Genomic DNA, 23,462 nt, shown 5'->3' on the forward strand with positions numbered 1-23,462 from the left:
TGTCGGACTTGCGGGCGTGGGGCTCAGCTGACCTTCTTCGCCGTCTCGATCGCCTTGGCGAGGTTCTCCACCATCGCGACGCACTTGTCGTAGGAGAAGATCGGCTCGGGGGAACGGGCGATGACCTGGCCGGCCTTGACCGCGGGGAGCTTCTTCCAGGTGGCCTGGGTGATGTCGGCGGGCTGGATGGTCGCCGTACGGTCGTCCATCATGATGATGTCGGCCTGGTACTTGTCGACGTTCTCCCAGCTCAGCGACTCGTACCAGCCGCCGCTCGCCTTCAGCACGGACGCCGAGGGCTCCACGAAGTTCACGCCGAGGGCCTTGAAGTACTCCAGGTCCACGGAGAGGTTGGAGCCGGAGACGTAGAACAGGTCCTGGGCGGCCGAACCGGCCAGCACCTTGATGTCGGGGTGCGCCTTGGCGGCGGCGCGCAGCCGGGAGGACGCCTCCTCGAACCGCTTCTTCGCGTCGGTCACCTTGCTCGCCGTCATGTCCGCGCCGAGCGACTCGGCGAGGGCCCAGACGCGCTGGAGCGGGACGGTCAGCTGACGGTCGTAGGCCGAGATGCCGACGCTCGGGGCGAGCTTGGCGATCTTGTCCTTGGACTCGTCCGGGACGTACCAGAGGGTGCCGGCGCCGTCGAACATCGTGGTGATCAGGACGTCCGGGGCCAGGGCCGCGTACTTCTCGACGTTGAACTGGCCCCACTCGTTGCCGAGGACGGTCAGCTTGCTGACGTCCATGTCGCCGGCCTGGACATCGGCCTTGCCGTCCTTCGTCTTCGTCGGGCCGAAGACGCCCTTGACCTCGATGCCGTAGTCGTACAGCGCGGCGCCGACCCCGACGAACGCGACGATGTCCGCCGGGACCTTGTCCAGCTTCACCGTGGTCCCGCGGTCGTCCTTGAACGTCCAGGGACCGGACTTGGCGGCGGCCGTCGTCTCCTTGTCCGAGGAGCCGCTTTTCGCGTCGCCGTCCCCACAGGCCGCGAGCGCGGCGCCGAGACCGAGGGCGCCGCCCGCGGCGAGGATGCCGCGGCGGGTGAGGTGGGCTGCTCTGACGTTGGACATGGCTGTGGCTGCTTTCGGACGTGCGGAAACCCCGCCGGACAAGTCGTTGCTTAGGTTAGCCTAACCTCAGATCTTGTCCAGGCCCGCCCCTGGCGTCACCCGTGCGCGACCGGCTCCGCCGCCCCAACTCTGCGCGCGGCAACTTGTGTTGACACCTCTTGATGCCCGCCCCTCGGCGTGCTCACCTTGTGCGGTGAACTACGGCTGGAGCAGACGTTCGCTCGCCATCCTCTTCGTGGTCTCCGCGGGGGTGCCGGTGGTGCTCGTCCTCGACGCCGCCACGGGGTGGAGCCGTTCGGCGATCGGCACGCCGGCGTGGGCGTCGTGGACGATCGCGGCGCTGGCGATCTGCGCCGGTCTGCCGTTCGCCTGGGCCGCCACCCCCTTCGGTACCAGGGGCGCGACGAACCTCCTGCTCAACGCCTACCGCCGCGAGGGGCTGGAGAGCATCGAACGGCAGTACCTGTCCAAGCTGTCCTCCCGAAGGGCCGGGCTCCAGCTCTGCAACCTCGGCCTCGCCCTCGAACGGGCCGGCGACTGGGACGGCGCCCAGGCCGTCCACCGGCGCGCGGCGCACCACGGCTACCCGCCGGCCATGGTGCGCCTGGCATACGTCCTGAGCCGCAACGGCGAAGAACCCGAGGCCCGGGACTGGTACCGCCGCGCGGTGGAGGCCGGATACCCGCTGGACCCGCTGGAGGAGGCGGACGGCGAGTAGGAGGCGCCTGACGGGCCGCCGCCCCCGGCCGCCTCAGCTCACCAGCCCCAACTCCCGTGCGATCAGCATGCGCTGGACCTCGCTGGTGCCCTCGCCGATCTCCAGGATCTTGGAGTCGCGCCACATGCGGGCGACGGGGTACTCGTTCATGAAGCCGTAGCCGCCGTGGATCTGGGTGGCGTCGCGGGCGTTGTCGACGGCGATGGTGGAGGAGTAGAGCTTGGCGAGGGCGGCTTCCTTCTTGAAGGGTTCGCCGGAGACGAGGCGGGAGGCCGCGTCGCGCCAGGCGAGGCGGGCGGTGTGGGCCTTCATCTCCATGTCGGCGATCTTGAACTGGATGGCCTGGTTGGCGCCGATGGGGCGGCCGAAGGCGTGGCGTTCCTTGGCGTACCGCACCGACTCGTCCACGCAGCCCTGGGCGAGGCCGGTGGCGAGGGCCGCGATGGCGATGCGGCCCTCGTCGAGGATGCGCAGGAACTGGGCGTAGCCGCGGCCCTCCTCGCCGAGCAGGTTGGCGGCGGGGACGCGGACGTCGGCGAAGGACAGCTCGCGGGTGTCGGAGGCGTTCCAGCCGACCTTGGAGTAGGGGGCGGCGACGGTGAAGCCGGGGGTGCCGGAGGGGACGATGATCGAGGAGATCAGCGGCTTGCCGTCGGGCTTGCGGCCGGTGACCGCGGTGACGGTGACCAGAGCGGTGATGTCGGTCCCCGAGTTGGTGATGAAGCACTTGCTGCCGTTGATCACCCACTCGTCGGTGGCGGGGTCCAGGCGGGCCGTGGTGCGGGTGGCGCCGGCGTCGCTGCCGCCGTCCGGCTCGGTGAGACCGAAGGCGCCGAGGATCTCGCCGGAACAGAGCCGGGGGAGCCACTCCCGCTTCTGCTCCGGGGTGCCGAACAGGTGCAGGGGCATCGCGCCCAGCGACACCCCGGCCTCCAGGGTGATCGCCACCGACGAGTCGACGCGGGCCAGTTCCTCCAGGGCGATGCCGAGGGCGAGGTAGTCGCCGCCCATCCCGCCGTACTCCTCGGGGAACGGCAGCCCGAACAGGCCCATGCGGCCCATCTCGCGGACGATCTCGTAGGGGAACTCGTGACGCTCGTAGAAGTCGCCGATCTTCGGCGCCACGACGTCGTGCGCGAACTCCTCCACCGTGCGGCGGAGTTCTTCCAGTTCGGGGGAGAGGCGGTGGTCCATGGTCGTCACTCCTGGTGGGAGAGGGCGCGGACGGTACGGGACGGGCTGGGTCGGCCCAGTTGTTCGGCCATCCACACGCTGGTGGCGGTGAGCTTGCCGAGGTCTACTCCGGTCTCGATGCCGAGGCCCTGGAGCATCCAGACCAGGTCCTCGGTGGCGAGGTTGCCGGTGGCGGACTTGGCGTACGGGCAGCCGCCGAGCCCGCCGGCGGACGCGTCGACCGTCGTCACGCCGTGTTCCAGGGCCGCGTAGGTGTTGGCGAGCGCCTGGCCGTAGGTGTCGTGGAAGTGCACGCCGATGACGTTCGTCGGCACGCCTTCCTCGTTGAGCAGGGAGAGGAGTTCGAGGACGTGGCCGGGGGTCGCGACGCCGATCGTGTCGCCCAGGCTCAGCTCGTCGCAGCCCATGTCCCGCAGCGCCTTGCAGACCCGGACCACCTGGTGGAGCGGGACGGCTCCCTCCCAGGGGTCGCCGAAGCACATCGAGACATAGCCGCGGACGTGCGCGCCGGCCTCCTTCGCCTGCCGGACGACCGGGTCGAAGACGGCCAGGGACTCGTCCACCGTGCGGTTGAGGTTGGCCTTGGCGAAGGACTCGGTGGCGCTGGCGAAGACCGCGATCCGGCGGGCGCCGAGAGCCAGGGCGCGGTCCAGGCCGCGCTGGTTGGGGACGAGCACGGGCAGGGCGACGCCCGGCAGGTCGCGGACGCGCGGGAACAGGTCCTCCGCGTCGGCGAGTTGGGGCACCCACTTGGGGTGCACGAAGCTGGTCGCCTCGACCGTCGTCAGGCCCGCGTCGGCCAGGCGGTGCACGAACTCCGCCTTGACGTCGGTGGGGACCGTCGACTTCTCGTTCTGCAGGCCGTCGCGGGCGCCGACCTCGTGGATCCGGACCCGGGCGGGAAGGTCGGTCGCCGGGACGACCATGGGGAGTGTCATGTCGCGTCCTCCACCGGGTTGATGACGGCCAGCACCTGGTCCATGGCGACCGTGGCACCGGGTCTCACGTCGAGTTCGGTGACCGTGCCGGCGTGCGGGGCGGCGATGACGTGCTCCATCTTCATCGCCTCCACCACCAGCAGGCTCTGACCCGCGGTCACCTCGTCCCCGACGGCGACCTTCACCACGGTCACCGTGCCGGGCATCGGCGCGGTCAGGGAGTCGGCCCCCGCGTGTCCCACCCCCGTGAGGGACGCGGCGACCGGGTCGTGGTCGCGGACCTGCCAGGCGTCGCCGTCGCGGCCGATCCAGTCGGCGGCCCGGCGGAAGGTGTGGCGGACACCGTCCAGCGTCACCGACACCCGGTCACCGCTCACGGTGTGCGTGCCGCGCGGGACGTACTCCACCGGGTCCTGCACCCGGAGAGGGAAGCCGACCGGCTTGGGGGTGCCCCCGAGGCGCCAGCCGCTCGGCACCGAGAAGGGGTCCGTCCAGCCCGCGCCGACGGGCCGCAGCGCCTCCAGCCGGACGGCCGCCGCCGCCTCGTACACTTCGTCCGGTACGTCGGTGGAGACCAGGTCGTCCACCACCCGCTCGACCAGCCCGGTGTCCAGCTCACCCGCCACCACCGCCGGATGGGCGAGCAGCCGGCGCAGGAACCCGGCGTTGGTCTGCACGCCCAGCGTGACCGTCTCCGCGAGGGCCGCGCGCAGCTTGCGGAGCGCGGTCTCCCGGTCCGGGCCGTACGCGATCACCTTGGACAGCATCGGGTCGTACAGGCTGCCCACCTCGGTGCCCTCGCTGAGCCCCGAGTCGGTGCGGACGCCGTCCCCGGAGGGCTCGTCCAGCAGGAGGACCGTGCCGCCGGTGGGCAGGAAGCCCCGCGCCGGGTCTTCGGCGCAGATCCGCGCCTCGACCGCGTGCCCGGTGAGCGTGACGTCGGCCTGGGCGAACGGCAGCGGTTCGCCGGCCGCCACCCGCAGCTGCCACTCCACCAGGTCGAGCCCCGTGACCAGTTCGGTGACCGGGTGCTCCACCTGGAGCCGGGTGTTCATCTCCATGAAGTAGTACGACGAGGGGTCGCCGCCCGGCACGATGAACTCCACCGTGCCCGCGCCGACGTACCCGCACGAGCGCGCCGCCTGCACCGCCGCCTCGCCCATCGACGCCCGCGTGGCCTCGTCCAGGAGCACGCTGGGCGCCTCCTCGATCACCTTCTGGTGCCGCCGCTGGAGCGAGCACTCGCGCTCGCCGAGATGGACGACGTTCCCGTGGCCGTCGGCCAGCACCTGGATCTCGATGTGCCGGGGCCGGTCGATCCACCGTTCGACGAGGAGCGTGTCGTCGCCGAAGGAGGCGCGGGCCTCGCGGCGGGCGGCGGCGATCTCCTCGTCCAGCAGCGTCAGGTCACGCACCAGCCGCATGCCCTTGCCACCGCCACCGGCGGAGGGCTTGAGCAGCACGGGCGCACCCAACTCGCGGGCGGCAAGGGCCAGTTCGGGGTCACGGCCGCCGGGCACCACCGGCACCCCGGCCGCCGCCACCGTCTCCTTGGCCCGGATCTTGTCGCCCATCAGCGCGATCGCGTCGGCGGACGGGCCGATGAACACCAGCCCCGCCTCCTCGCAGGCCCGCGCGAAGCCGGCGTTCTCGGCGAGGAAGCCGTAACCGGGGTGGACCGCCCGGGCGCCGCTCGACCGGGCGGCCGCCAGCAGCCGTTCCACCGACAGATAGCTCTCGCCCGCCGGCGCCGGACCGATCCGTACGGCGGTGTCGGCCTCCCGGACGTGCCGGGCGTCCGCGTCGGCGTCGGAGTACACGGCCACCGAGCGCACGCCCAGCGACCGCAGCGTACGGATGACCCGGACGGCGATCTCGCCCCGGTTGGCCACGAGTACGGTGTCGAACACGAGTCCCCTCCTCACATCCGGAAGACGCCGAACTGGGGCTCACCCAGGGGCGCGTTGCCACAGGCCGTCAGGGCGAGTCCGAGCACCTGCCGGGTGTCGAGGGGGTCGATGACCCCGTCGTCCCAGAGCCGGGCCGTCGCGTAGTAGGCGCTGCCCTGGCGCTCGTACTGAGCGCGGACGGGCGCCTTGAAGGCCTCTTCCTCGTCGGCGGGCCAGGACTCGCCGCGTGCCTCCAGCTGGTCCCGCTTGACCGTGGCCAGCACGCTGGCGGCCTGCTCGCCGCCCATGACGGAGATCTTGGCGTTGGGCCACATCCACAGGAAGCGCGGGGAGTACGCCCGGCCGCACATCGAGTAGTTCCCGGCGCCGTACGAGCCGCCGACCACCACCGTCAGCTTCGGCACGCGCGTGCACGCCACGGCCGTGACCATCTTGGCGCCGTGCTTGGCGATGCCGCCGGCCTCGTAGTCCTTGCCGACCATGAATCCGGAGATGTTCTGCAGGAACACCAGCGGGATCCCGCGCTGGTCGCACAGCTCGATGAAGTGGGCGCCCTTCTGGGCGGACTCGGAGAAGAGGATGCCGTTGTTGGCGACGATGCCGACCGGGTGGCCGTGGATCCGGGCGAAGCCGGTGACCAGGGTCTGCCCGAACTCGCTCTTGAACTCGGCGAACCGGGAGCCGTCGACGATCCGGGCGATGATCTCGCGGACGTCGTAGGGGGTGCGGGAGTCGACGGGGACGGCGCCGTAGAGGCCGTAGGGGTCGGCCTTCGGCTCGACGACCGGGGTGACCTCCCAGGGGAGGGCGCGCCGGGCCGGGAGGGTCGCGGCGATGTTCCGGACGATCCGGAGCGCGTGCGCGTCGTCCTCGGCGAGGTGGTCGGTGACCCCGGAGACGCGGGAGTGGACCTCGCCGCCGCCCAGTTCCTCCGCCGTGACGACCTCGCCGGTGGCGGCCTTCACCAGCGGGGGGCCGCCGAGGAAGATCGTGCCCTGGTTGCGGACGATGACCGCTTCGTCGCTCATGGCCGGGACGTAGGCGCCGCCGGCCGTGCAGGATCCGAGGACGGCCGCGATCTGCGGGATCCCGGCCCCCGACATCCGGGCCTGGTTGTAGAAGATCCGCCCGAAGTGGTCGCGGTCGGGGAAGACCTCGTCCTGCATGGGCAGGAAGGCCCCGCCGGAGTCCACCAGGTAGACGCACGGCAGCCGGTTGTCGAGGGCGACCTCCTGGGCCCGCAGATGCTTCTTCACGGTCATCGGGTAGTACGTGCCGCCCTTGACGGTGGCGTCGTTGGCGACGATCACGCACTCGCGCCCGCTGACCCGCCCGATCCCGGCGATCACGCCGGCCGCCGGGGCCGCCCCGTCGTACATCCCCTCGGCGGCCAGCGGGGCCAGCTCCAGGAAGGGCGAGCCGGGGTCCAGCAGGGTGTCCACCCGGTCCCTGGGCAGCAGCTTGCCGCGCGCGGTGTGCCGGGCCCGGGCCTTCTCACCGCCGCCCAGCGCCGCCGCCGCGAGCCTGCCGCGCAGCTCCTCCACGAGGACGCGGTGCGCCTCCTCGTTGGCCCGAAAGGCCTCCGACGCGGGGTCCGCCGCGCTCGTCAGCTCCGGTGCCTGGTCCATGCCGCGATCCCCTCATCGTGTTAATGAGCGTTAACGCATTTCCCTCAGGTTAACGACCGCTAACCTCCCTGTCTAGAATTGTCTTCATGGTCACGAGAACCGACGCCCCGACCCGTCGCGAGCAGATCCTCAAGGAGGCCGCCCGGCTCTTCGCCGAGCGCGGCTTCCACGGTGTGGGCGTGGACGAGATAGGCGCGGCGGTCGGCATCAGCGGGCCCGGTCTCTACCGGCACTTCGCGGGCAAGGACGCGATGCTCGCGGAGCTGCTGGTGGGGATCAGCGGGCAGCTGCTGACGGGGGCGAAGCGGCGTCTGGCGGAGGCCGACGGGGTCCCCGCCGAGGAGGTCCTCGACTCCCTCATCGAGGGGCACATCGACTTCGCCCTCGACGACCGTCCACTGATCACCCTGCACGACCGGGAGCTGGACCGCCTGCGCGACAGCGACCGCAAGCTCGTACGGCAGCTGCAGCGGCAGTACGTCGAGCTGTGGGTGGAGGTCCTGCGCGAGGTCTACCCGGCCCTGGCGGAGCCCGCGGCCCGCTCGGCGGTCCACTCGGTCTTCGGCCTGCTGAACTCCACCCCGCATCTGGGCCGACCGGGTTCCCTGCCGAGGCGGGGAGTGACGGCGGTCCTGCTGCACCGGATGGCGAGGGGGGCGTTCGCGGCGGCGGCCGAGTGACCGGCCCTCCCCGGCGTGACGAGCGTTACGCCCGTCCCCCCTCCCATGCCCTGGACCCATCCGCCTACCCGCCGGTACGGTAATGCTCTGAGCAAGCGCTTAGACAGATGGACGTGCCTGGAGGTGGCGGCGTGCGCCGTACGTTGTTCAACGAGGATCACGAGGCGTTCCGGGAGACCCTCCGCGCCTTCATCGAGGCCGAGGTCGTACCCGTGTACGACGAGTGGTTCGCGGCCGGGCAGGCCCCCCGCGACTTCTACTACAAGCTCGCCGAGCTCGGCGTCTTCGGCATCCGCGTCGACGAGGAGTACGGCGGCGCCGGCATCGACTCCTACAAGTTCGAGGCCGTCCTGTACGAGGAGACCGCCCGCGCGGGCGTCGCCTTCGGCGGCTCCGGTGTGCACGTGCTGCTCGGCCTGCCGTACCTCAAGCTGCTGGCCACGGACGAGCAGAAGAAGCGGTACCTGCCGAAGTTCGTCTCCGGCGAGGAGATGTGGGCCATCGCGATGACCGAGCCGGGCACCGGCTCCGACCTCGCGGGCATGAAGACCACCGCCAAGCTCTCCGAGGACGGCACGCACTACGTCCTCAACGGCGCCAAGACCTTCATCACCGGTGGCGTGCACGCCGACCGCATGATCGTCTGCGCCCGCACCTCCGCGCCGACCAAGGAGGACCGCCGCCACGGCATCTCCCTGTTCGTCGTGGACACCAAGGCCGAGGGCTACTCGGTCGGCCGCAAGCTCGACAAGCTGGGCCTGAAGACCTCCGACACCGCCGAGCTCGCGTTCGTCGACGTCAAGGTCCCCGTCGAGGACCTCCTCGGCGAGGAGAACAAGGGCTTCTACTACCTCGGCCACAACCTCGCCTCCGAGCGCTGGGGCATCGCCTTCGGCGCCTACGCGCAGGCCAAGGCCGCCATACGGTTCGCCAAGCAGTACGTGCAGGAGCGGGTCGTCTTCGGCCAGCCCGTCGCCGCCTTCCAGAACACCAAGTTCGAGCTGGCCGCCTGCCAGGCCGAGGTGGACGCGGCCGAGGCCGTCGTCGACCGCGCCACGGAGGCCCTCGACGCCGGTGAGCTGACCCCCGCCGAGGCCGCCAGCGCCAAGCTGTTCGCCACCGAGGTGGCCCACCGCGTGATCGACCGCTGCCTCCAGCTGCACGGCGGCTACGGCTTCATGAACGAGTACCCGATCGCCCGCCTGTACGCGGACAACCGCGTCAACCGCATCTACGGTGGCACCAGCGAGATCATGAAGACGATCATCGCGAAGGACATGGGCCTGTAAGGCCCGCGCAATCCCCGGCCAGTAGAAAAGGTGCCATGAACGAGGCACTGAGTGATCTCCTCGACCTGCTCGACCTGGAGCAGATCGAGGAGAACATCTTCCGCGGCCAGTCCCGGTCCGCCGTCGTCCCGCGCGTGTTCGGCGGGCAGGTCGCGGCCCAGGCGCTGGTCGCCGCCGGGCGTACCGTCCCGGCGGACCGGCACGCCCACTCCCTGCACGCGTACTTCCTGCGCGCCGGGGACCCGGGCGCGCCCATCGTCTACAACGTCGAGCGCATCCGCGACGGCCGCTCCTTCACCACCCGGCGCGCGGTCGCCGTCCAGCACGGCCGCCCGATCTTCGCCCTCTCCGCGTCCTTCCAGCTGTACGAGGACGGCCTCGACCACCAGGCCCCGATGCCGCCCGCGCCCGACCCGGAGACCCTCCCCACCTCGGCGGAGCGGCTGCGCGGCTACGACCATCTGCCCTCCGCCGTGGTCGAGAAGTTCCTGGAGGCCCGCGAGGCGATCGACCTGCGGTACGTCGACGAGCCGCCGTACGGGAAGTTCGGCGAGCCGCGCGAGCCGCACAGCCAGGTCTGGTTCCGCACCAACGGCAAGCTCGACGACGACCCCCTGCTGCACGTCGTCCTCGCCACCTACGTCTCCGACATGACCCTGCTCGACTCGATCCTGCTCGCGCACGGCCGCGGCGGCTGGGCCGTCGGCGACGTCGTCGGGGCCTCGCTCGACCACGCCATGTGGTTCCACCGGCCGTTCCGCGCCGACGAGTGGCTGCTGTACGACCAGGAGTCGCCGTCCGCGCACGGCGGCCGCGGGCTCGGGCAGGCCCGCATCTACACCCAGGACGGTTCACTGGCCATTTCCGTGATCCAGGAGGGTGTGGTCCGCGTCCCCAGGTAAGACTGGGGCATGGCCCAAGCCCAGCAAGTCCAGCAGGCGGAACAAGCCCGGCCGAGCGGCGGCGAGAGCACGGGCACGGTGATCGTCGCCGCCCTCGCCAACCTCGGGATCGCGCTCGCCAAGGCGGTCGCCGGGGTGATCAGCGGCTCCAGCGCGATGCTCTCCGAGGCGGCGCACTCGGTCGCCGACACCGTCACCGAGATCCTGCTGCTCACCGCCCTCAAACGCAGCGAGAAGCCCGCCGACGAGGAGCACCCGCTGGGCTACGGCCCCGAGCGGTACATCTGGGCCATGCTCGCCGCCGTCGCCACCTTCGTCGGCGGCGCCGTCTTCTCCCTCTACGACGGCATCCACACCCTGGCCGAGGGGGAGAAGCTCGGCGACCCGCTGGTCTCGTACATCGTGCTCGCCGTCGCCTTCGTGCTGGAGGGGTACTCGCTGCGGACGGGGCTGAGGCAGGCGCGCGGCGAGGCGGCCCGCTTCAAGGCACCGTTCAAGCGCTACCTCCGGTACACCCCCGACACCGCCGTGAAGGCCGTGGTGCTGGAGGACTCGGCCGCGCTCGTCGGCCTGGTGCTCGCGGCCGGCGGCCTGCTCGGCGGGCAGCTCACCGGCTCCGGCGTCTGGGACGGCCTCGCCTCCCTCCTCATCGGCCTGCTCCTGCTCTACGTCGCCTGGGTGCTGGGCCGGTCCAACGCCGAGCTGCTCATCGGACGGCCGCTGCCGGAGCAGGTACGGGAGCGGATCCGCGCGGAGCTGCTGGAGTCCGAGCACATCGTGGCCGTACTGGAGCTGACCACGCTGGTGCAGGGGCCGGACGAGGCGCTGGTCGCCGCCAAGGTGGACTTCCGGGACGTCTCCACGGCCGCCGAGATCGAGTGGGCGTGCGAGCGGGCGGAGCAGCGGCTGCGGGCCGCGTTCCCGGCGATCGGCCGGGTGTATCTGGACCCCACTCCGGGGCCCGCGACCTCGGAGGATCACGGTAGGTGATCTTCCGAAGTGCCGTCCGGTTTGTCGGATATTAAGCTCTATGAGTGAAATGCCGCACAGTGCATGTGCCGCATAGCGGACGTGCCGCGTAGCGGACGTATGTCCGGCAGAAAGGTATTTCCCATGCGAGTACAGCGCGCGAGGCGTCTCGCCGCGATGTCCGCCGCCGGCCTGCTGCTGGCCGGCGGCGCGGCGATCGGCGCCGCGGGTACCGCCTCGGCGGCCCCCGCCTCCACTCATCAGAACGTCGTCACCGGCGGCTTCGGCTGCAACAACTCCCGGTTCGGCGGCTTCAACAACGGCTGCCGCTTCGGCAACTTCGGGTTCGTCCCCGTCGTTCCCGTCGTCCCTGTCGTGGTCGTCCCCACCGTCGTCAGCGGCGGGTTCGGCGGCTTCGGCGGCCTCAACGGGTTCGGGTTCGGCGGAATCAGCGGGTTCGGCTTCTGAGCCGGACCGGACGCAGACAGACCAGTGACTTGAGGGTCTAGGCCAGGCCACGATGTGCGGCTCCCGCTTCCGGGGGCCGCACATCGGTCTTTCCGTCTTTCGGTCTTCCGCCCGTCAGGCCAGTCCGGCCTCGGCCAGCAGATACGCGGTCATCGGGTCGTAGTGGCGCGGGCTGAGCACATGGTCGTCGAGCGGTACGGCCACCTGGAGGGTGCCCTCCGACTCGGCGAGGAACAGCGCCGGGTCGTTGCAGTCGGCGTAACCGACCGAGTCCAGGCCCGCCTGGGCCGCGTAGCCCGCCCAGCCGTGGTCGGCGACGACCAGGTCGGGCAGCGGCCGGCCCTCGCGCTCCAGGCCGCCCAGGATGGCCTTCATCGGCTCACCGGAGTGGGTGTGCCACAGGGTCGCCCCGTGCTCCAGCACCGCCACGTCGGCGAACTGCATGACATAGCCCTCGTCCGTCTGCAGCCCGTCCGGGATCACCACGATCTCGCAGCCGGCGGCGCGCAGCGCGGCCGCCGTCGCCCGGTGCACGTCCAGCAGGCCGCCGGGGTGGCCGGTCGCGAACAGCACCCGCTGTCGGCCCTCGGCCGCCTTGCGCAGCCGCGCGGCCAGCCGGTCCAGGCCGTCCACGGTCAGCTCGGGGTCGATGGTGTCCTGGCCGTACCGGTACTCGGCGTCGTCGTTCACCCCGACCCGCTCGGCCATCACGGCCAGTACGTCCTGCTCGTCGGTCCAGCGGTCGCCGAGTTCCAGTCCCAGCCACCAGTTGCGCTCGCCGTTGGCCAGCTTGCGGTAGTGGAGCAGGTTGTTCTCGCGGGGCGTGGCGACATCGCCCGCGATACGGGTCTTCACAAGGTGCTCGACGAGCTCGGCGCGGCTCGGTGTCCCGGGTATCGGCATGGCTCCATTGTGAGGCAGGGCGCTGTGCGATTTCCCTGCGTATCGCCCGCTGGGACGTGGGTCACTCACGCCCGGCTCACTCCTGGCGGAGGGCGAACCACAGCTCCATCCGTACGTCGGGATCGTCGAGTTCGGCGTCGAGGAGCGCGGCGCAGCGGGCGATGCGCTGGCGCACGGTGTTGCGGTGCACGGCGAGCGCCACCGCGGTGCGGTCCCAACTGCCGTGCAGGGAGAGCCAGGTGCGGAGGGTCTCGGTGAGGGCGGGGTGCTCCGCGAGGGGGGCGAGGAGGGCGCGGGCGTGGGCCTCGGCCTCCTGGCGGGGGACGAGTTCGTCGAGGGCGGGGCGGGTGCTGTGCCGGATCAGGGGGGTGCGGGTCGCTCGGGCACGGGCGAGGGCGCGGGCCGCTTGGGTGTCGGCGGCCGCCAGCTGTTGCGGGGGTACCGCGTCGCTGACGCCGAGCATCCAGCCGGGTTGCGGTTCGGGTTCGCGGTCTGCGGGGAGCAGGATGCGGGTGGTTTCCCCTCCGGGGTCGATGAGGGTGGAGCCGAGTGAGGCGCCCAGCGCAGTGGTGGCGAGGAGGTCGGGGGGCGGGTGCGGGTGGTTCGTGGCTGGTCGCGCCCCGCGGCGGAGCCGCAAATCGACAGGGCCCCGCGCCCCTGGGTGGGCAATGTCCCGCTTCTCGATCGGCGAGGCATGTACTACGAACCAGTGGTCCCCCTTGCCCAGTAGCGGCGTCACCTCTTCTGCCGTGCCGCCCAGCAGCAGGCCTACCAGCGCGGAGTTGCGGGCCGCGCCCGAGCCGCTCTGCTGCTCCCCCGTGAGGAGGGTGAGGAGGACGGCGGCGACGGAGGCGATGGTGTGGTCGCCGGGTTCGCGGGACGGGGTGGCGACGCCGAGGACGAAGCCGGTGCCGAGGGCGTAGGCGGCCAGGTGGGTGCCGGCGGTGGCGTGGGTGGCGGAGGTGGGGGTGCCGGGGCCGGACGGGCGGACGACGTCGGCGAGCTCGGCCAGGGAGCCGGGCACCGGCGCCTCGGGCGCGCGGCCCGCCGACGCGATGTCCGTGCCCTCCGGGCCGTAGAGAGCCGTCCAGCCGCCGAGCCGGTTCGCCAGCTGGCGGAGGACCGAGGGGACCGGGTCCGGGCGGGACGCGGCGGACGCGAGGCTCTGCTGGGCCTCGGTGACCCGGCGCAGTTCGGCGACGCGGGCCTGGGCCAGCAGCTGCCAGACGGCGCGGGCGACGGCGGTGAAGGGGGTCTGCGGCGGGACCTCGATCAGCGGGAGGCCGTAGCGGTCGCAGGCGGCGACCAGGGCGCGCGGGACCGTGTCGTGGACGGGGGCGAGTCCGAAGCCGAGGGCGGCGCCGCCCGCCGCGACGATCCGGGAGACGTAGTCGTCGAAGTAGGTGCCCGAGCCGGCCGCCTCCGGGATGTGCACCCCGGCCGTCAGCAGCAGCTCGCCGCCCAGCAGGTACGGGTACGGGTCGGCCATCTCCGAGGTGTGGGCCGCGTGGATCACCAGGGAGGGGTCGGACGGGCCCGCGATCAGGCGCAGGGCCAGGTCCTCGCGGGCCAGGAGTGCCGCGAGGGGCACGGCGGGCGTAGGGGGAACGGTGGGATCCGGCATGGTGTGCGTTTCATCCCTCGGGTGGGGCTCGAATGGATGAAACGTACACTTCGCAGTCGCTTTCCGGCCACCTAGTGTCAGTGCACGTCGTCCGACTCCGTGCACGCGATTCGAGGGAGGTCCCATGGCCGTCGACTACACAGTGATCGTGCTCTATCTCGCCGGGATGCTGGCCATGGGCTGGTGGGGCATGCGCCGCGCCAGGTCCAAGAGCGATTTCCTGGTGGCCGGGCGCCGGCTCGGGCCCGCCATGTACTCCGGCACCATGGCCGCGATCGTGCTGGGCGGCGCGTCCACCATCGGCGGGGTCGGGCTGGGGTACCAGTACGGGCTGTCCGGTGCCTGGATGGTCTTCACCATCGGCCTGGGCCTGCTCGCCCTGTCGGTCTTCTTCTCGGCCCGGATCGCCCGCCTCAAGGTGTACACGGTCTCCGAGATGCTCGACCTGCGCTACGGCGGCCGGGCCGGGGTCATCTCCGGCGTGGTCATGTGGGCGTACACGCTCATGCTCGCCGTCACCTCGACCATCGCGTACGCCACGATCTTCGACGTCCTCTTCGACATGAACCGGACCGTCGCGATCATCCTCGGCGGCTCCATCGTCGTCGCCTACTCGACCCTCGGCGGCATGTGGTCGATCACCCTGACGGACATGGTCCAGTTCGTGGTGAAGACCATCGGCGTGCTGCTCCTGCTGCTGCCCATCGCGGTGGTGAAGGCGGGCGGCTTCGGCGCGATGAAGGCGAAGCTGCCGACCTCGTACTTCGACCCGCTGGGCATCGGCGGCGAGACGATCTTCACGTACGTGCTCATCTACACGTTCGGCATGCTCATCGGGCAGGACATCTGGCAGCGGGTGTTCACGGCCCGCAGCGACACGACGGCGAAGTGGGGCGGCACGGTCGCGGGCACCTACTGTCTGGCGTACGCCCTCGCCGGTGCGGTGATCGGTACGGCGGCCAGGGTGCTGTACCCGAAGCTGGGCAGCCCGGACGACGCCTTCGCGACCATCGTGAAGGACGAACTCCCCGTCGGGGTGCGCGGGCTGGTGCTGGCCGCCGCGCTCGCCGCCGTGATGTCGACGTCCTCCGGCGCCCTGATCGCCTGCGCGACCGTCGCCAACAACGACATCTGGTCGCGGCTGCGCGGGAGGACGAGAGCCGACGACCACGACGAGGTGCGGGGCAACCGCGTCTTCATCCTGGTCATGGGGATCGGGGTGATCGGCACGGCGATCGCGCTCAACGACGTCGTCGAGGCGCTGACGGTCGCCTACAACCTGCTCGTCGGCGGCCTCCTCGTCCCCATCCTCGGCGGACTGCTGTGGCGGCGCGGCACGGTCCAGGGCGCGCTCGCCGCCGTGACCGTCGGCGGTCTCGCGGTGATCGGCCTGATGGCGGGCTACGGCATCCTCGCCAACGAACCCGTCTACTACGGCCTGCTCTCCTCCCTGGTCGCCTATGTCGCCGTCTCCCTGGTGACGAAGCCGACCGACGAGGCCGTGCTGGCGAACTGGCGGGAGCGGCTGGCCGGCCGCGGCACCCCCGAACTCGTGTCCGAACCGGTCCCGGCCCACCAGTAGAGTCGTCAGCAGAAGCAGCGCATAGCGGTACGTACGCGACGAAGCGTAGGAAGCAGGCAGCACCCCGATGAGCAGCAACGAGACACCCCGCGGCCCCGTCGACTCCTCCCGCGTCCCGCGGTACGCCGGACCCGCGACCTTCGCCCGGCTGCCCCGCCTCGACGAGGTCGGCACCGCCGATGTCGCCGTCGTGGGCGTGCCGTTCGACTCGGGTGTCTCGTACCGGCCGGGCGCCCGCTTCGGCGGCAACGCCATCCGTGAGGCGTCCCGGCTGCTGCGCCCGTACAACCCGGCGCAGGACGCGTCCCCGTTCGCGCTGGCGCAGGTGGCGGACGCGGGCGACATCGCGGTCAACCCCTTCAACATCAACGAGGCGGTCGAGACCATCGAGGCCGCGGCGGACGAGCTGCTCGGCACCGGCGCGCGGCTGATGACCCTGGGCGGCGACCACACCATCGCGCTGCCGCTGCTGCGCAGCGTCGCCAAGAAGCACGGGCCGGTCGCGCTGCTCCACTTCGACGCCCATCTCGACACCTGGGACACCTACTTCGGCGCCGAGTACACGCACGGCACCCCGTTCCGGCGGGCCGTCGAGGAGGGCATCCTGGACACCTCCGCCCTCTCCCACGTCGGCACCCGCGGCCCGCTGTACGGCAAGCAGGACCTCACCGACGACGAGAAGATGGGCTTCGGCATCGTCACCTCGGCGGACATCTACCGTCGGGGCGCCGACGAGGTCGCCGACCAGCTGCGCCGGCGCATCGGCGACCGCCCGCTGTACATCTCGATCGACATCGACTGCCTGGACCCGGCGCACGCCCCCGGCACCGGGACGCCCGAGGCGGGTGGTATGACGTCCAGGGAACTCCTGGAGATCCTGCGCGGGCTGGCCGCGTGCAACCTCGTCTCGGCGGACGTCGTCGAGGTGGCCCCCGCGTACGACCACGCCGAGATCACCTCGGTGGCGGCCTCGCACACGGCGTACGAACTGACCACGATCATGACCCGACAGATTGCCGAGGCGCGTTCGAAGTGACCCACGACCACGACCTGGTGCTCCGCCCGACGGAGGCGCAGACGGCCGCAGCTCTGAACCCGCCCGCCGGCCGCAACGGCGGGGACCTGGTCGTGGAGACCCTCGCCGGGCTCGGCGCGACGACGGTCTTCGGCCTGCCCGGCCAGCACGCCCTCGGCATGTTCGACGCCCTGCGCCGCTCGTCGCTGCGCTACGTCGGCCTGCGGGTGGAGAACAACGCGGGCTTCGCGGCGGACGCCTACGGCCGGGTGACCGGCGAGGCGGCCCCGCTGCTCCTGTCGACCGGCCCCGGCGCGCTGACCTCGCTGGCCGCGCTGCACGAGGCGGCCTCCGCGTCCGCGCCGGTGCTGGCGATCAGCAGCCAGATCCCCACCGCGGGCCTCGGCGGCGGCCGCCACGGCTATCTGCACGAACTCCCCGACCAGTCGGCCTCCTTCCGGGGCGTGGTGAAGTCGGTCCACACCGTCCGCACCCCGTCCCAGATCCCGTCCGCGATCGCGGCGGCCTGGAAGTCCGCGCTGACGGCCCCGCACGGCCCGGTGTGGGTGGAGATCCCGCAGGACGTGCTGCTCGCCGAGACCACGCTCCCGGTCGTGACCGCCGTGGACGCCACCCCGGACGAGCCGGCCCCGCGCCCCGAACTGACCGCGGTGGCGGCCGATCTGCTCTCCCGCGCCGCCCGTCCGGCGATCATCGCGGGCGGCGGAGTGGTCCGGGCGGACGCCTCCGGCAAGCTGCTCCAGCTGGCCGAGAAGCTGAACGCCCCGGTCGTCACCACCTTCGGCGGCAAGGGCGCGTTCCCCTGGAACCACCCGCTCTCCCTCCAGTCCTGGCTGGAGGACCGGCACACCACGGACTTCCTGGAGGACGCGGACGTCCTGCTCGTGGTCGGCTCGGGGCTCGGTGAACTCTCCTCGAACTACCACACGTTCGCCCCGCGCGGCCGGGTCGTCCAGATCGAGGCGGACCTCGGCAAGCTGGAGTCCAACCACCCGGCGCTGGGCATCCACGCGGACGCCCGCCTCGCGCTCCAGGCCCTGCTGGAGACGGTGGCGGACCGGCCCGACACGTCGGCGCCGACCCGGGTGCGCGAGGTCCTGGCGAAGGTCTCCGCACGCATCGCCGCGCAGGAACTCACCCTGGAACAGGACGTGCTGGCCTCGGTCCGGCGCGCCCTGCCCGCCGGCTCCCCGTCCTGCTGGGACATGACGATCCTGGCCTACTGGGCATGGTCCGCGTTCGACGCCCACGCCCCGAACCTCATGCACTCCGCCCAGGGCGCCGGCGGTCTCGGCTACGGCTTCCCGGCAGCCCTCGGCGTGGCCGCCGCCGACCCGACCCGCCCGGTGCTGGCGGTGTCGGGCGACGGCGGGGCCCTCTACTCCATCGCGGAACTGGCCACGGCGACCCAGTACGGCCTGCCGGTCACCTGGCTGATCATCGACGACGGCGGCTACGGCATCCTGCGCGAGTACATGACGGACACCTTCGGCGAGGCCACGGCGACGGAACTCTCCCGCCCCGACTACGTCGCCCTGGCGGAGTCCTTCGGCGTCCCGGGGGTGCGGACGACCCCGGAGACCCTGGAGACCGACCTCGCGAAGGCCCTCGCCACCCCCGGCCCCTCGGTGGTCGTACTCCCGGCCCTGCTCAGGATGTTCGCGCCGACGCACCTGGGCTAGGCGGGGGTCAGCAGGCGCCCGGGCCCACCCCGTCGATGCGGCCGCCGAAGTCGCCGCGGTACTGGGAGCGCCAGTCGCCGTTGAAGACGTCGCGCTTCTCCTGCGGGTCCCAGTTGACGAAGCAGGCGCGGGTGGAGGCGACGAAGGAGCCGACGTTGTCGTGGAGGTTCGGCGGCATGTCGCGGTAGCCGCTGCGGGCGGTCCACTCCCAGTAGTCGCCGCCGAAGCCCTCGCCGCTCCAGAAGCAGACCGAGCCGTCGGGACAGGAGGGGGCGGCCGCGTGCGCGGAGGCGCTCTGGGCGGGGAGCACCAGCGCGGTGAGGGCCAGGGCGGCGGCGAGGGACCAGGTGCGAAGCTTCACGGGACTCTCCGTAAAAGGGAGTTGGAAAGGCCCCGGCGGGACCGCCGGGGCCTTTCCATGCTCGGGTGTGATCACCGGGACACGCCCGAGTCCAAGATCGACTTCACCTGTGTGAGGGAAGTAGTAGGACCGGCCCGGAGGACCGGTCCGGTGGCGCCTACCAGATCGCGTCGACCCACTCCGGGTGGTCGATGAACGGGTTCCGGTTGTGCTGGTAGGTGCTGTAGATGACGTCGTTGCGGTTCTCCTCGAAGGAGTCCGGCGGGTCCTCGTCGTTCCACTGCTTGAGGATCGAGAGCTTGCCGATGTACGGGGTGGAGCCGTTGTTGACCTTGTCGTCCGGCTCCAGGTTGGCGAAGCCGTCGTCACCCTCGTAGCGCACGGCCATGTAGAGGATCATGCGGGCCACGTCGCCCTTGACGGCGTCGCGCGGCTCGAAGGAGTCCGAGTCGACCTTGCTGCCGCCGCTGTTGGTGAAGGTGGAGCCGCCCTCGTCGAAGTCGAGGTTGCCGCGCTTGCCGTTGACCGCCACGTCCTCGGGCCGGATGTGGTGCAGGTCCGTGCCGGGACCGGTGGAGGTGGTGAGGTCGCCGTGCGAGATCGCCCAGACGTGCTCGCGGTTCCAGTCGCCGCTGTCACCGCCGTTGAGCGACTTGCTGCGGGAGATGCCCGAGTACAGCAGGATCACGTTGCTGCTGTTGTTCGGGTCCTGGTCGGTCTTCTTCAGGGCGTCCCACAGGGCCGAGTACGACAGCTTCGTGACGTTCGCGCTGATGATCGTGTGCAGGGACGACTTGAGGCTCGTCCCCGTCTTGCCGATCGCGTTCTTGTAGTACGTCGAGTCGTACGCGGTGGTCGTGGCGGCGGCCGGGGTCGCCGTCAGCGCGGGGGCGGTCAGGCCCACCAGGACGGCGGCGGTCGCCAGGGCCACCGACTTCCAGCGCCGGATGTGTGTCGCCAGCATAAAGAGTTTCCCATCTACGCGGGTTGACGAGGCGGCAGGAGGAGGATGACATGAACATGAGGACGCGCAGGTAAACGGGACGTAAAAAGAGACCCCCGACCGTGTGGTCGGGGGTCTCGGTTGTGCCGGTGTGTCAGCTGACGTCCGACGGGTCCAGCCGGTAGAGCGTCGAGGTGCTGCTCTGCGAGGACGAGGAAGAGGACGAGGAGGACGACGAAGAGGTCGTGCTCTTGCTGTACGCGCTCTCCTTCACCGCCGTGCCGTGCTTCTGCACCCAGGTGTTCACGGCGGAGCTGACGGAGTTGCCGCCGCCCATGCCGCCGCCCATCCCGCTGCCGCCGATCTGGATGTAGTGCAGCTTGCCCGCCTTCACCAGTTCCTTCAGCTTGGCGACGGTCATCGCGTTGTCGGACCCGGTGAAGCCCCACATGGAGATCACGGGCTCCCGCGTGCTCAGCTCGATCTGCGCCGCGGACTGGGAGTTGGACACGGCCAGCAGCCAGGTGGCGCCGTCCTTGTGCTTCTTCAGGTAGGCGATCAGGTCGCTGCTGACGCCACCGCCCATCCCGCCACCGCCACCGCCGCCGAAGCCGCCGCGCGTGCTGCCGGTGCCGGTGCCGCCACCGGGCATCTCGCCGGTGCCGCCGGGCAGTTCACCGTTGCCGGTGCCGCCGCTCGGCAGTTCGCCGGTGCCGCCGCCGGGCGTCGTCTGGCCGTTGCCGGTGCCGCCGGGGGCCTGGCCGCCCATGCCGCCGCCGGGGGCCTCACCGTTCGTGCCGCCCGGGAAGCCGCCGCCCGTCTCGCCGCCGGCCTGGCTGTTCTGGCCGCCGCCCTGCTGGGTGCCGCCCGGCATCTCGCCGCCGCCGGGGAAGCCGCCGCCGCGGTTGCCGCCGCCACCGCCGGGGCCGCCGCCCATGCCGCTGCCCGTGGAGGGGCCCGCGGTCGGGTTCGTGCCGCCGCCCATCCCGCCGCTGCCGCTGCCGAACGGCACCGACGCCGCGTACGCCGTCGGACCCGCGAGCGCCGCGATCACGGCCGCCGCCAGCGAGGCGGCCAGCAGCCGGGCCTTGTTGCCGGACCGGAAGAGGATCATGCCCACGATGCCGGCCACGGTCAGCAAGGCGACCGTCGGCCAGAGCCAGGTGTTCCAGCCGGAGGCCCGGCGCAGCAGGACGATCGCCCAGATGCCGGTGACGCCGAAGGCGGCCGGGAGGACCCAGATCCACCGCTTGTCGGTGCGGAACGCCTGGAGCAGCATCACGCCACCGCCGCCGCACAGCACCGCGATACCGGGGGCGAGCGCGGTCGTGTAGTAGGGGTGCATGGTGCCCTGCGCGGTCGCGAAGATCACGTAGTGCAGCAGGGTCCAGCCGCCCCAGAGGACCAGCGCCATGCGCTTCAGGTCGGTGCGCGGGGCGCGGCCGCACAGCACCAGGCCGCCGATCAGGGCGATCACGGAGAAGGGGAGCAGCCAGGAGATCTGGCCGCCGAGGATGTCGTTGAACATCCGGCCGAGGCCCGAGGAGCCGGAGAAGCCGCCGCCTCCGCCACCGCCGCCCCCGCCGTTGCCCTCGCCGCCGAAGACGCGGCCGAGACCGTCGTAGCCCATGATCAGGTCCCAGGCGGAGCCGTCCGTGGAGCCGCCGATGTACGGGCGGTCGGAGGCCGGGACCAGGGAGACGGCGATCGCCCACCAGAAGCTGGAGACGGCCAGCACGACCGCTGCAAGGGCCAGGTTGACGGCCCGCTTCGCCCAGGAGGCCTTCGACGCGTACAGGTAGAGCGCGAAGACGGCGGGGAGCGCGATCCAGCCCGCGAGCAGCTTGGTGTTGAAGGCGAGACCGAAGCAGGCCGCCGAGCCGAGCAGCGGCAGCAGCTTCTCGTCACGGGTGGCCCGGAACGCGAGCGCCGCGCCCGACACCATCAGGAAGACGAGGAGGGTGTCGGGGTTGTTGTCCCGGTTGATGGCGACGGTGATCGGGGTCAGCGCCAGCACCAGCGCCGCGACGGTCGCCGCGCCGTGGCCCCACACCCGCTTCACGGTGGTGTGCAGGATGTAGATCGTGGCGAGCGCCAGGGCGATCATCGGCGCCATCATCTGCCACGTGCCGAAGCCGAAGATCCGGCTCGACAGACCCATGACCATGGTCGCGAGCGGCGGCTTGTCGACGGTCAGGAAGTTGCCCGGGTCGAGCGAACCGAAGAACCAGGCCTTCCAGCTCTTCGTACCGGCCCAGACGGCGCCGCTGTAGAAGGTGTTCATGTCGGAACCGGAGAGGTTCCAGGAGTAGAGCACCGCCGCCAGGATCAGGATCGCGATCAGCGCGGGGAGCGACCAGCGCGGTGCCTTGTCCGGCAGGGGATCCGCGGGGGTCGCCGTGGGCGGGGCCCAGTCGGGGGACACGGGCGTGTGCGTGTGGGGGGTGGGATCGGTGGCAGATGTCACCAGTCCAACGTGCAGCGGGGCCATGAGGGAGCGCTGTGCTGATCCTGGGAGCAGCCTGTGGGTGGGTGAGATGTGGGTAAGAGGCGCCGGGCCGCCCACCCCTCGGTAATCAAGTGGTAAACCGTTGGCCAAAGCCGTAGGCTCCCGGTGCTCGACCAGACCGGTCGAACAGCGACTTCCGGGGGGAATGTCCATGCGCGCGACCACGCGCCTCGCCCTGCTCAGCACCAGCGCCGCACTCGTCGCGACCGCGACCTGTGCCACCGCCGCCCAGGCGACGGACGGCGGAGCGGGCAACATCACGATCGACAAGGTCGTCGTCAACGGCGGCAAGCCGGTCGTGGTCGGCACCACCAAGGTGGTGTCCGCCAAGGTCTCCGTGACCGCGTCCGACGACTCGGGCATCGCCGAGACCACGTACATCTACGCCGTCGGCCCGAAGCCGAACTACGCGCAGATCTGGTACGACGACGGCGACATCACCTGCGTCAAGGCGAGCGCCACCACGTCGACCTGCACCGGCACGCTGACCTTCGACCCGCAGGCGGCGACGGGCTTCGTCAACAACGCCGCTGCCGCCACCTGGAACCTCTCCACGCTGGTCTCCGCCAACGACTTCGACTACATCCACCGGGACGCGGCCACCACGTTCAAGGTGCAGCGCCAGTCGTCGCTGACGGTCAACGCCGCGCCGGAGCCGGTGAAGAAGGGCAAGACCCTCACGGTCACCGGCAAGCTCTCCCGGGCCAGCTGGGACGACAACAAGTCCCACGGTTACGCCGGCCAGTCGGTGAAGCTGCAGTTCCGCAAGAAGGGCAGCAGCACCTACACCACGGTGAAGACCGTCCGGACCAGCTCGACGGGCACCCTGAGGACGACCGTCACCGCCGCCCGCGACGGCTGGTTCCGCTACAGCTTCGGCGGCACGGCGACGACCGCGCCGTCCACCGCGACCGGCGACTACGTGGACGTCCGCTAGCCGTCCGGCGATCGCGTCGCACCGGGGGTGGGGGCCCCCCCCCCGGGGGGGGGCCCCCCGGGGGGGGGGGGGGGGGGGGGGCCCCCCGCCCCCCCCCCCGGGGGGCCGGGGGGGGT

The 23,462-nt window shown here is 71.4% G+C and carries 20 protein-coding genes; 10 read left to right on the forward strand and 10 right to left on the reverse strand.

Going from position 1 to position 23,462, the window contains the following annotated elements; all coding sequences use genetic code 11:
- Positions 1–23 precede the first annotated feature (23 nt).
- Positions 24–1,073 (reverse strand): ABC transporter substrate-binding protein, encoded by a 1,050-nt coding sequence (locus ACIPSJ_RS01845; RefSeq protein ID WP_359215486.1) that lies wholly within the window; start codon positions 1,071–1,073, stop codon positions 24–26.
- Positions 1,074–1,266: 193 nt separating this feature from the next.
- Here ACIPSJ_RS01845 and ACIPSJ_RS01850 point away from each other — a divergent pair, with 193 nt between their 5' ends.
- Positions 1,267–1,791: a hypothetical protein gene (locus ACIPSJ_RS01850; protein ID WP_401342712.1), complete on the forward strand. Its 525-nt coding sequence runs from the start codon at positions 1,267–1,269 to the stop codon at positions 1,789–1,791.
- A 33-nt stretch (positions 1,792–1,824) separates the two neighbouring features.
- Here the strand turns inward: ACIPSJ_RS01850 and ACIPSJ_RS01855 are convergent, their stop codons facing one another.
- The 4 genes from ACIPSJ_RS01855 to ACIPSJ_RS01870 are packed head-to-tail and all read right to left on the reverse strand — an operon-like array spanning position 1,825 to position 7,461.
- The gene (locus ACIPSJ_RS01855) at positions 1,825–2,985 is read right to left on the reverse strand and encodes an acyl-CoA dehydrogenase family protein (protein ID WP_359215479.1); all 1,161 of its coding nucleotides are present in this window, start codon (positions 2,983–2,985) and stop codon (positions 1,825–1,827) included.
- Between the two features lie 5 nt (positions 2,986–2,990).
- Complete coding sequence (locus ACIPSJ_RS01860) at positions 2,991–3,923, reverse strand: hydroxymethylglutaryl-CoA lyase (RefSeq protein ID WP_359215476.1); 933 nt, start codon at positions 3,921–3,923, stop codon at positions 2,991–2,993.
- Positions 3,920–5,833, reverse strand: a complete 1,914-nt coding sequence (locus ACIPSJ_RS01865) for a biotin carboxylase N-terminal domain-containing protein (protein WP_401342714.1) — start codon at positions 5,831–5,833, stop codon at positions 3,920–3,922. Before ACIPSJ_RS01865 ends, ACIPSJ_RS01860 begins: the two co-directional genes overlap by 4 nt.
- An 11-nt stretch (positions 5,834–5,844) precedes the next feature.
- A complete protein-coding gene (locus ACIPSJ_RS01870; protein ID WP_401342716.1) occupies positions 5,845–7,461 on the reverse strand; it encodes a carboxyl transferase domain-containing protein in 1,617 nt (538 codons plus the stop codon).
- Positions 7,462–7,547: 86 nt separating this feature from the next.
- On the opposite strand from ACIPSJ_RS01870, the gene ACIPSJ_RS01875 reads away from it, so the two are divergent.
- The 5 genes from ACIPSJ_RS01875 to ACIPSJ_RS01895 all read left to right on the forward strand — a co-directional run bounded on the left by ACIPSJ_RS01875 (position 7,548) and on the right by ACIPSJ_RS01895 (position 11,769).
- Positions 7,548–8,141 carry a TetR/AcrR family transcriptional regulator gene (locus ACIPSJ_RS01875; protein WP_401342718.1) on the forward strand — a complete coding sequence of 198 codons (594 nt, stop codon included), beginning with the start codon at positions 7,548–7,550 and terminating at the stop codon, positions 8,139–8,141.
- Between the two features lie 131 nt (positions 8,142–8,272).
- On the forward strand, positions 8,273–9,430 hold the full coding sequence (locus ACIPSJ_RS01880; RefSeq protein WP_355710556.1) for an acyl-CoA dehydrogenase family protein: 1,158 nt from the start codon (positions 8,273–8,275) through the stop codon (positions 9,428–9,430).
- 35 nt (positions 9,431–9,465) lie between these two features.
- Entirely contained in the window at positions 9,466–10,332 is an 867-nt protein-coding gene (tesB, locus tag ACIPSJ_RS01885) for an acyl-CoA thioesterase II (protein WP_359215465.1), read from the forward strand.
- A 9-nt stretch (positions 10,333–10,341) separates the two neighbouring features.
- Positions 10,342–11,322 (forward strand): cation diffusion facilitator family transporter, encoded by a 981-nt coding sequence (locus ACIPSJ_RS01890; protein ID WP_393798429.1) that lies wholly within the window; start codon positions 10,342–10,344, stop codon positions 11,320–11,322.
- Positions 11,323–11,445: 123 nt separating this feature from the next.
- Positions 11,446–11,769 carry a hypothetical protein gene (locus ACIPSJ_RS01895; protein WP_359215459.1) on the forward strand — a complete coding sequence of 108 codons (324 nt, stop codon included), beginning with the start codon at positions 11,446–11,448 and terminating at the stop codon, positions 11,767–11,769.
- Between the two features lie 114 nt (positions 11,770–11,883).
- Here ACIPSJ_RS01895 and ACIPSJ_RS01900 read toward each other — a convergent pair whose 3' ends face one another.
- Positions 11,884–12,672, reverse strand: a complete 789-nt coding sequence (locus ACIPSJ_RS01900; RefSeq protein ID WP_355710548.1) for a phosphatase — start codon at positions 12,670–12,672, stop codon at positions 11,884–11,886.
- A gap of 76 nt (positions 12,673–12,748) precedes the next feature.
- Positions 12,749–14,296, reverse strand: coding sequence for a PucR family transcriptional regulator ligand-binding domain-containing protein (locus ACIPSJ_RS01905; protein ID WP_401342722.1), 1,548 nt, complete (start codon positions 14,294–14,296; stop codon positions 12,749–12,751).
- A gap of 124 nt (positions 14,297–14,420) precedes the next feature.
- Here ACIPSJ_RS01905 and ACIPSJ_RS01910 point away from each other — a divergent pair, with 124 nt between their 5' ends.
- From ACIPSJ_RS01910 to ACIPSJ_RS01920, 3 genes are all read left to right on the forward strand, one after another.
- Positions 14,421–15,878, forward strand: a complete 1,458-nt coding sequence (locus ACIPSJ_RS01910) for a sodium:solute symporter (protein WP_401342724.1) — start codon at positions 14,421–14,423, stop codon at positions 15,876–15,878.
- A 67-nt stretch (positions 15,879–15,945) separates the two neighbouring features.
- Positions 15,946–16,914, forward strand: a complete 969-nt coding sequence (gene speB, locus ACIPSJ_RS01915) for an agmatinase (protein ID WP_401342726.1) — start codon at positions 15,946–15,948, stop codon at positions 16,912–16,914.
- Complete coding sequence (locus ACIPSJ_RS01920) at positions 16,911–18,596, forward strand: thiamine pyrophosphate-binding protein (RefSeq protein ID WP_401342728.1); 1,686 nt, start codon at positions 16,911–16,913, stop codon at positions 18,594–18,596. The genes speB and ACIPSJ_RS01920 overlap by 4 nt, the downstream gene beginning before the upstream one ends.
- 7 nt (positions 18,597–18,603) lie before the next feature.
- Here ACIPSJ_RS01920 and ACIPSJ_RS01925 read toward each other — a convergent pair whose 3' ends face one another.
- From ACIPSJ_RS01925 to ACIPSJ_RS01935, 3 genes are all read right to left on the reverse strand, one after another.
- Positions 18,604–18,957, reverse strand: coding sequence for a peptidase inhibitor family I36 protein (locus ACIPSJ_RS01925; protein WP_359215444.1), 354 nt, complete (start codon positions 18,955–18,957; stop codon positions 18,604–18,606).
- A gap of 157 nt (positions 18,958–19,114) precedes the next feature.
- Complete coding sequence (locus tag ACIPSJ_RS01930; RefSeq protein ID WP_359215441.1) at positions 19,115–19,921, reverse strand: endonuclease; 807 nt, start codon at positions 19,919–19,921, stop codon at positions 19,115–19,117.
- Positions 19,922–20,054: 133 nt separating this feature from the next.
- Positions 20,055–22,367, reverse strand: a complete 2,313-nt coding sequence (locus tag ACIPSJ_RS01935; protein ID WP_401342730.1) for an ArnT family glycosyltransferase — start codon at positions 22,365–22,367, stop codon at positions 20,055–20,057.
- Between the two features lie 193 nt (positions 22,368–22,560).
- Between ACIPSJ_RS01935 and ACIPSJ_RS01940 the strand changes: the two genes are divergently transcribed.
- On the forward strand, positions 22,561–23,346 hold the full coding sequence (locus ACIPSJ_RS01940) for a calcium-binding protein (protein WP_359215434.1): 786 nt from the start codon (positions 22,561–22,563) through the stop codon (positions 23,344–23,346).
- Positions 23,347–23,462: the final 116 nt, after the last annotated feature.

Origin of the sequence: Streptomyces sp. NPDC090088, assembly GCF_044747345.1 — a bacterium.
Taxonomy (GTDB): Bacteria; Actinomycetota; Actinomycetes; order Streptomycetales; family Streptomycetaceae; genus Streptomyces.

What these genes read in the sequence shown, in the direction of transcription:
- ACIPSJ_RS01930 (WP_359215441.1), bottom strand. Translation starts at nt 19,921, where the DNA reads ATGCTGGCGACACACATCCGGCGCTGGAAGTCGGTGGCCCTGGCGACC.
- ACIPSJ_RS01940 (WP_359215434.1), top strand. Translation starts at nt 22,561, where the DNA reads ATGCGCGCGACCACGCGCCTCGCCCTGCTCAGCACCAGCGCCGCACTC.
- ACIPSJ_RS01890 (WP_393798429.1), top strand. Translation starts at nt 10,342, where the DNA reads ATGGCCCAAGCCCAGCAAGTCCAGCAGGCGGAACAAGCCCGGCCGAGC.
- ACIPSJ_RS01910 (WP_401342724.1), top strand. Translation starts at nt 14,421, where the DNA reads ATGGCCGTCGACTACACAGTGATCGTGCTCTATCTCGCCGGGATGCTG.
- ACIPSJ_RS01905 (WP_401342722.1), bottom strand. Translation starts at nt 14,296, where the DNA reads ATGCCGGATCCCACCGTTCCCCCTACGCCCGCCGTGCCCCTCGCGGCA.
- ACIPSJ_RS01855 (WP_359215479.1), bottom strand. Translation starts at nt 2,985, where the DNA reads ATGGACCACCGCCTCTCCCCCGAACTGGAAGAACTCCGCCGCACGGTG.
- ACIPSJ_RS01845 (WP_359215486.1), bottom strand. Translation starts at nt 1,073, where the DNA reads ATGTCCAACGTCAGAGCAGCCCACCTCACCCGCCGCGGCATCCTCGCC.
- ACIPSJ_RS01895 (WP_359215459.1), top strand. Translation starts at nt 11,446, where the DNA reads ATGCGAGTACAGCGCGCGAGGCGTCTCGCCGCGATGTCCGCCGCCGGC.
- ACIPSJ_RS01860 (WP_359215476.1), bottom strand. Translation starts at nt 3,923, where the DNA reads ATGACACTCCCCATGGTCGTCCCGGCGACCGACCTTCCCGCCCGGGTC.
- speB (WP_401342726.1), top strand. Translation starts at nt 15,946, where the DNA reads ATGAGCAGCAACGAGACACCCCGCGGCCCCGTCGACTCCTCCCGCGTC.
- tesB (WP_359215465.1), top strand. Translation starts at nt 9,466, where the DNA reads ATGAACGAGGCACTGAGTGATCTCCTCGACCTGCTCGACCTGGAGCAG.
- ACIPSJ_RS01870 (WP_401342716.1), bottom strand. Translation starts at nt 7,461, where the DNA reads ATGGACCAGGCACCGGAGCTGACGAGCGCGGCGGACCCCGCGTCGGAG.
- ACIPSJ_RS01900 (WP_355710548.1), bottom strand. Translation starts at nt 12,672, where the DNA reads ATGCCGATACCCGGGACACCGAGCCGCGCCGAGCTCGTCGAGCACCTT.
- ACIPSJ_RS01875 (WP_401342718.1), top strand. Translation starts at nt 7,548, where the DNA reads ATGGTCACGAGAACCGACGCCCCGACCCGTCGCGAGCAGATCCTCAAG.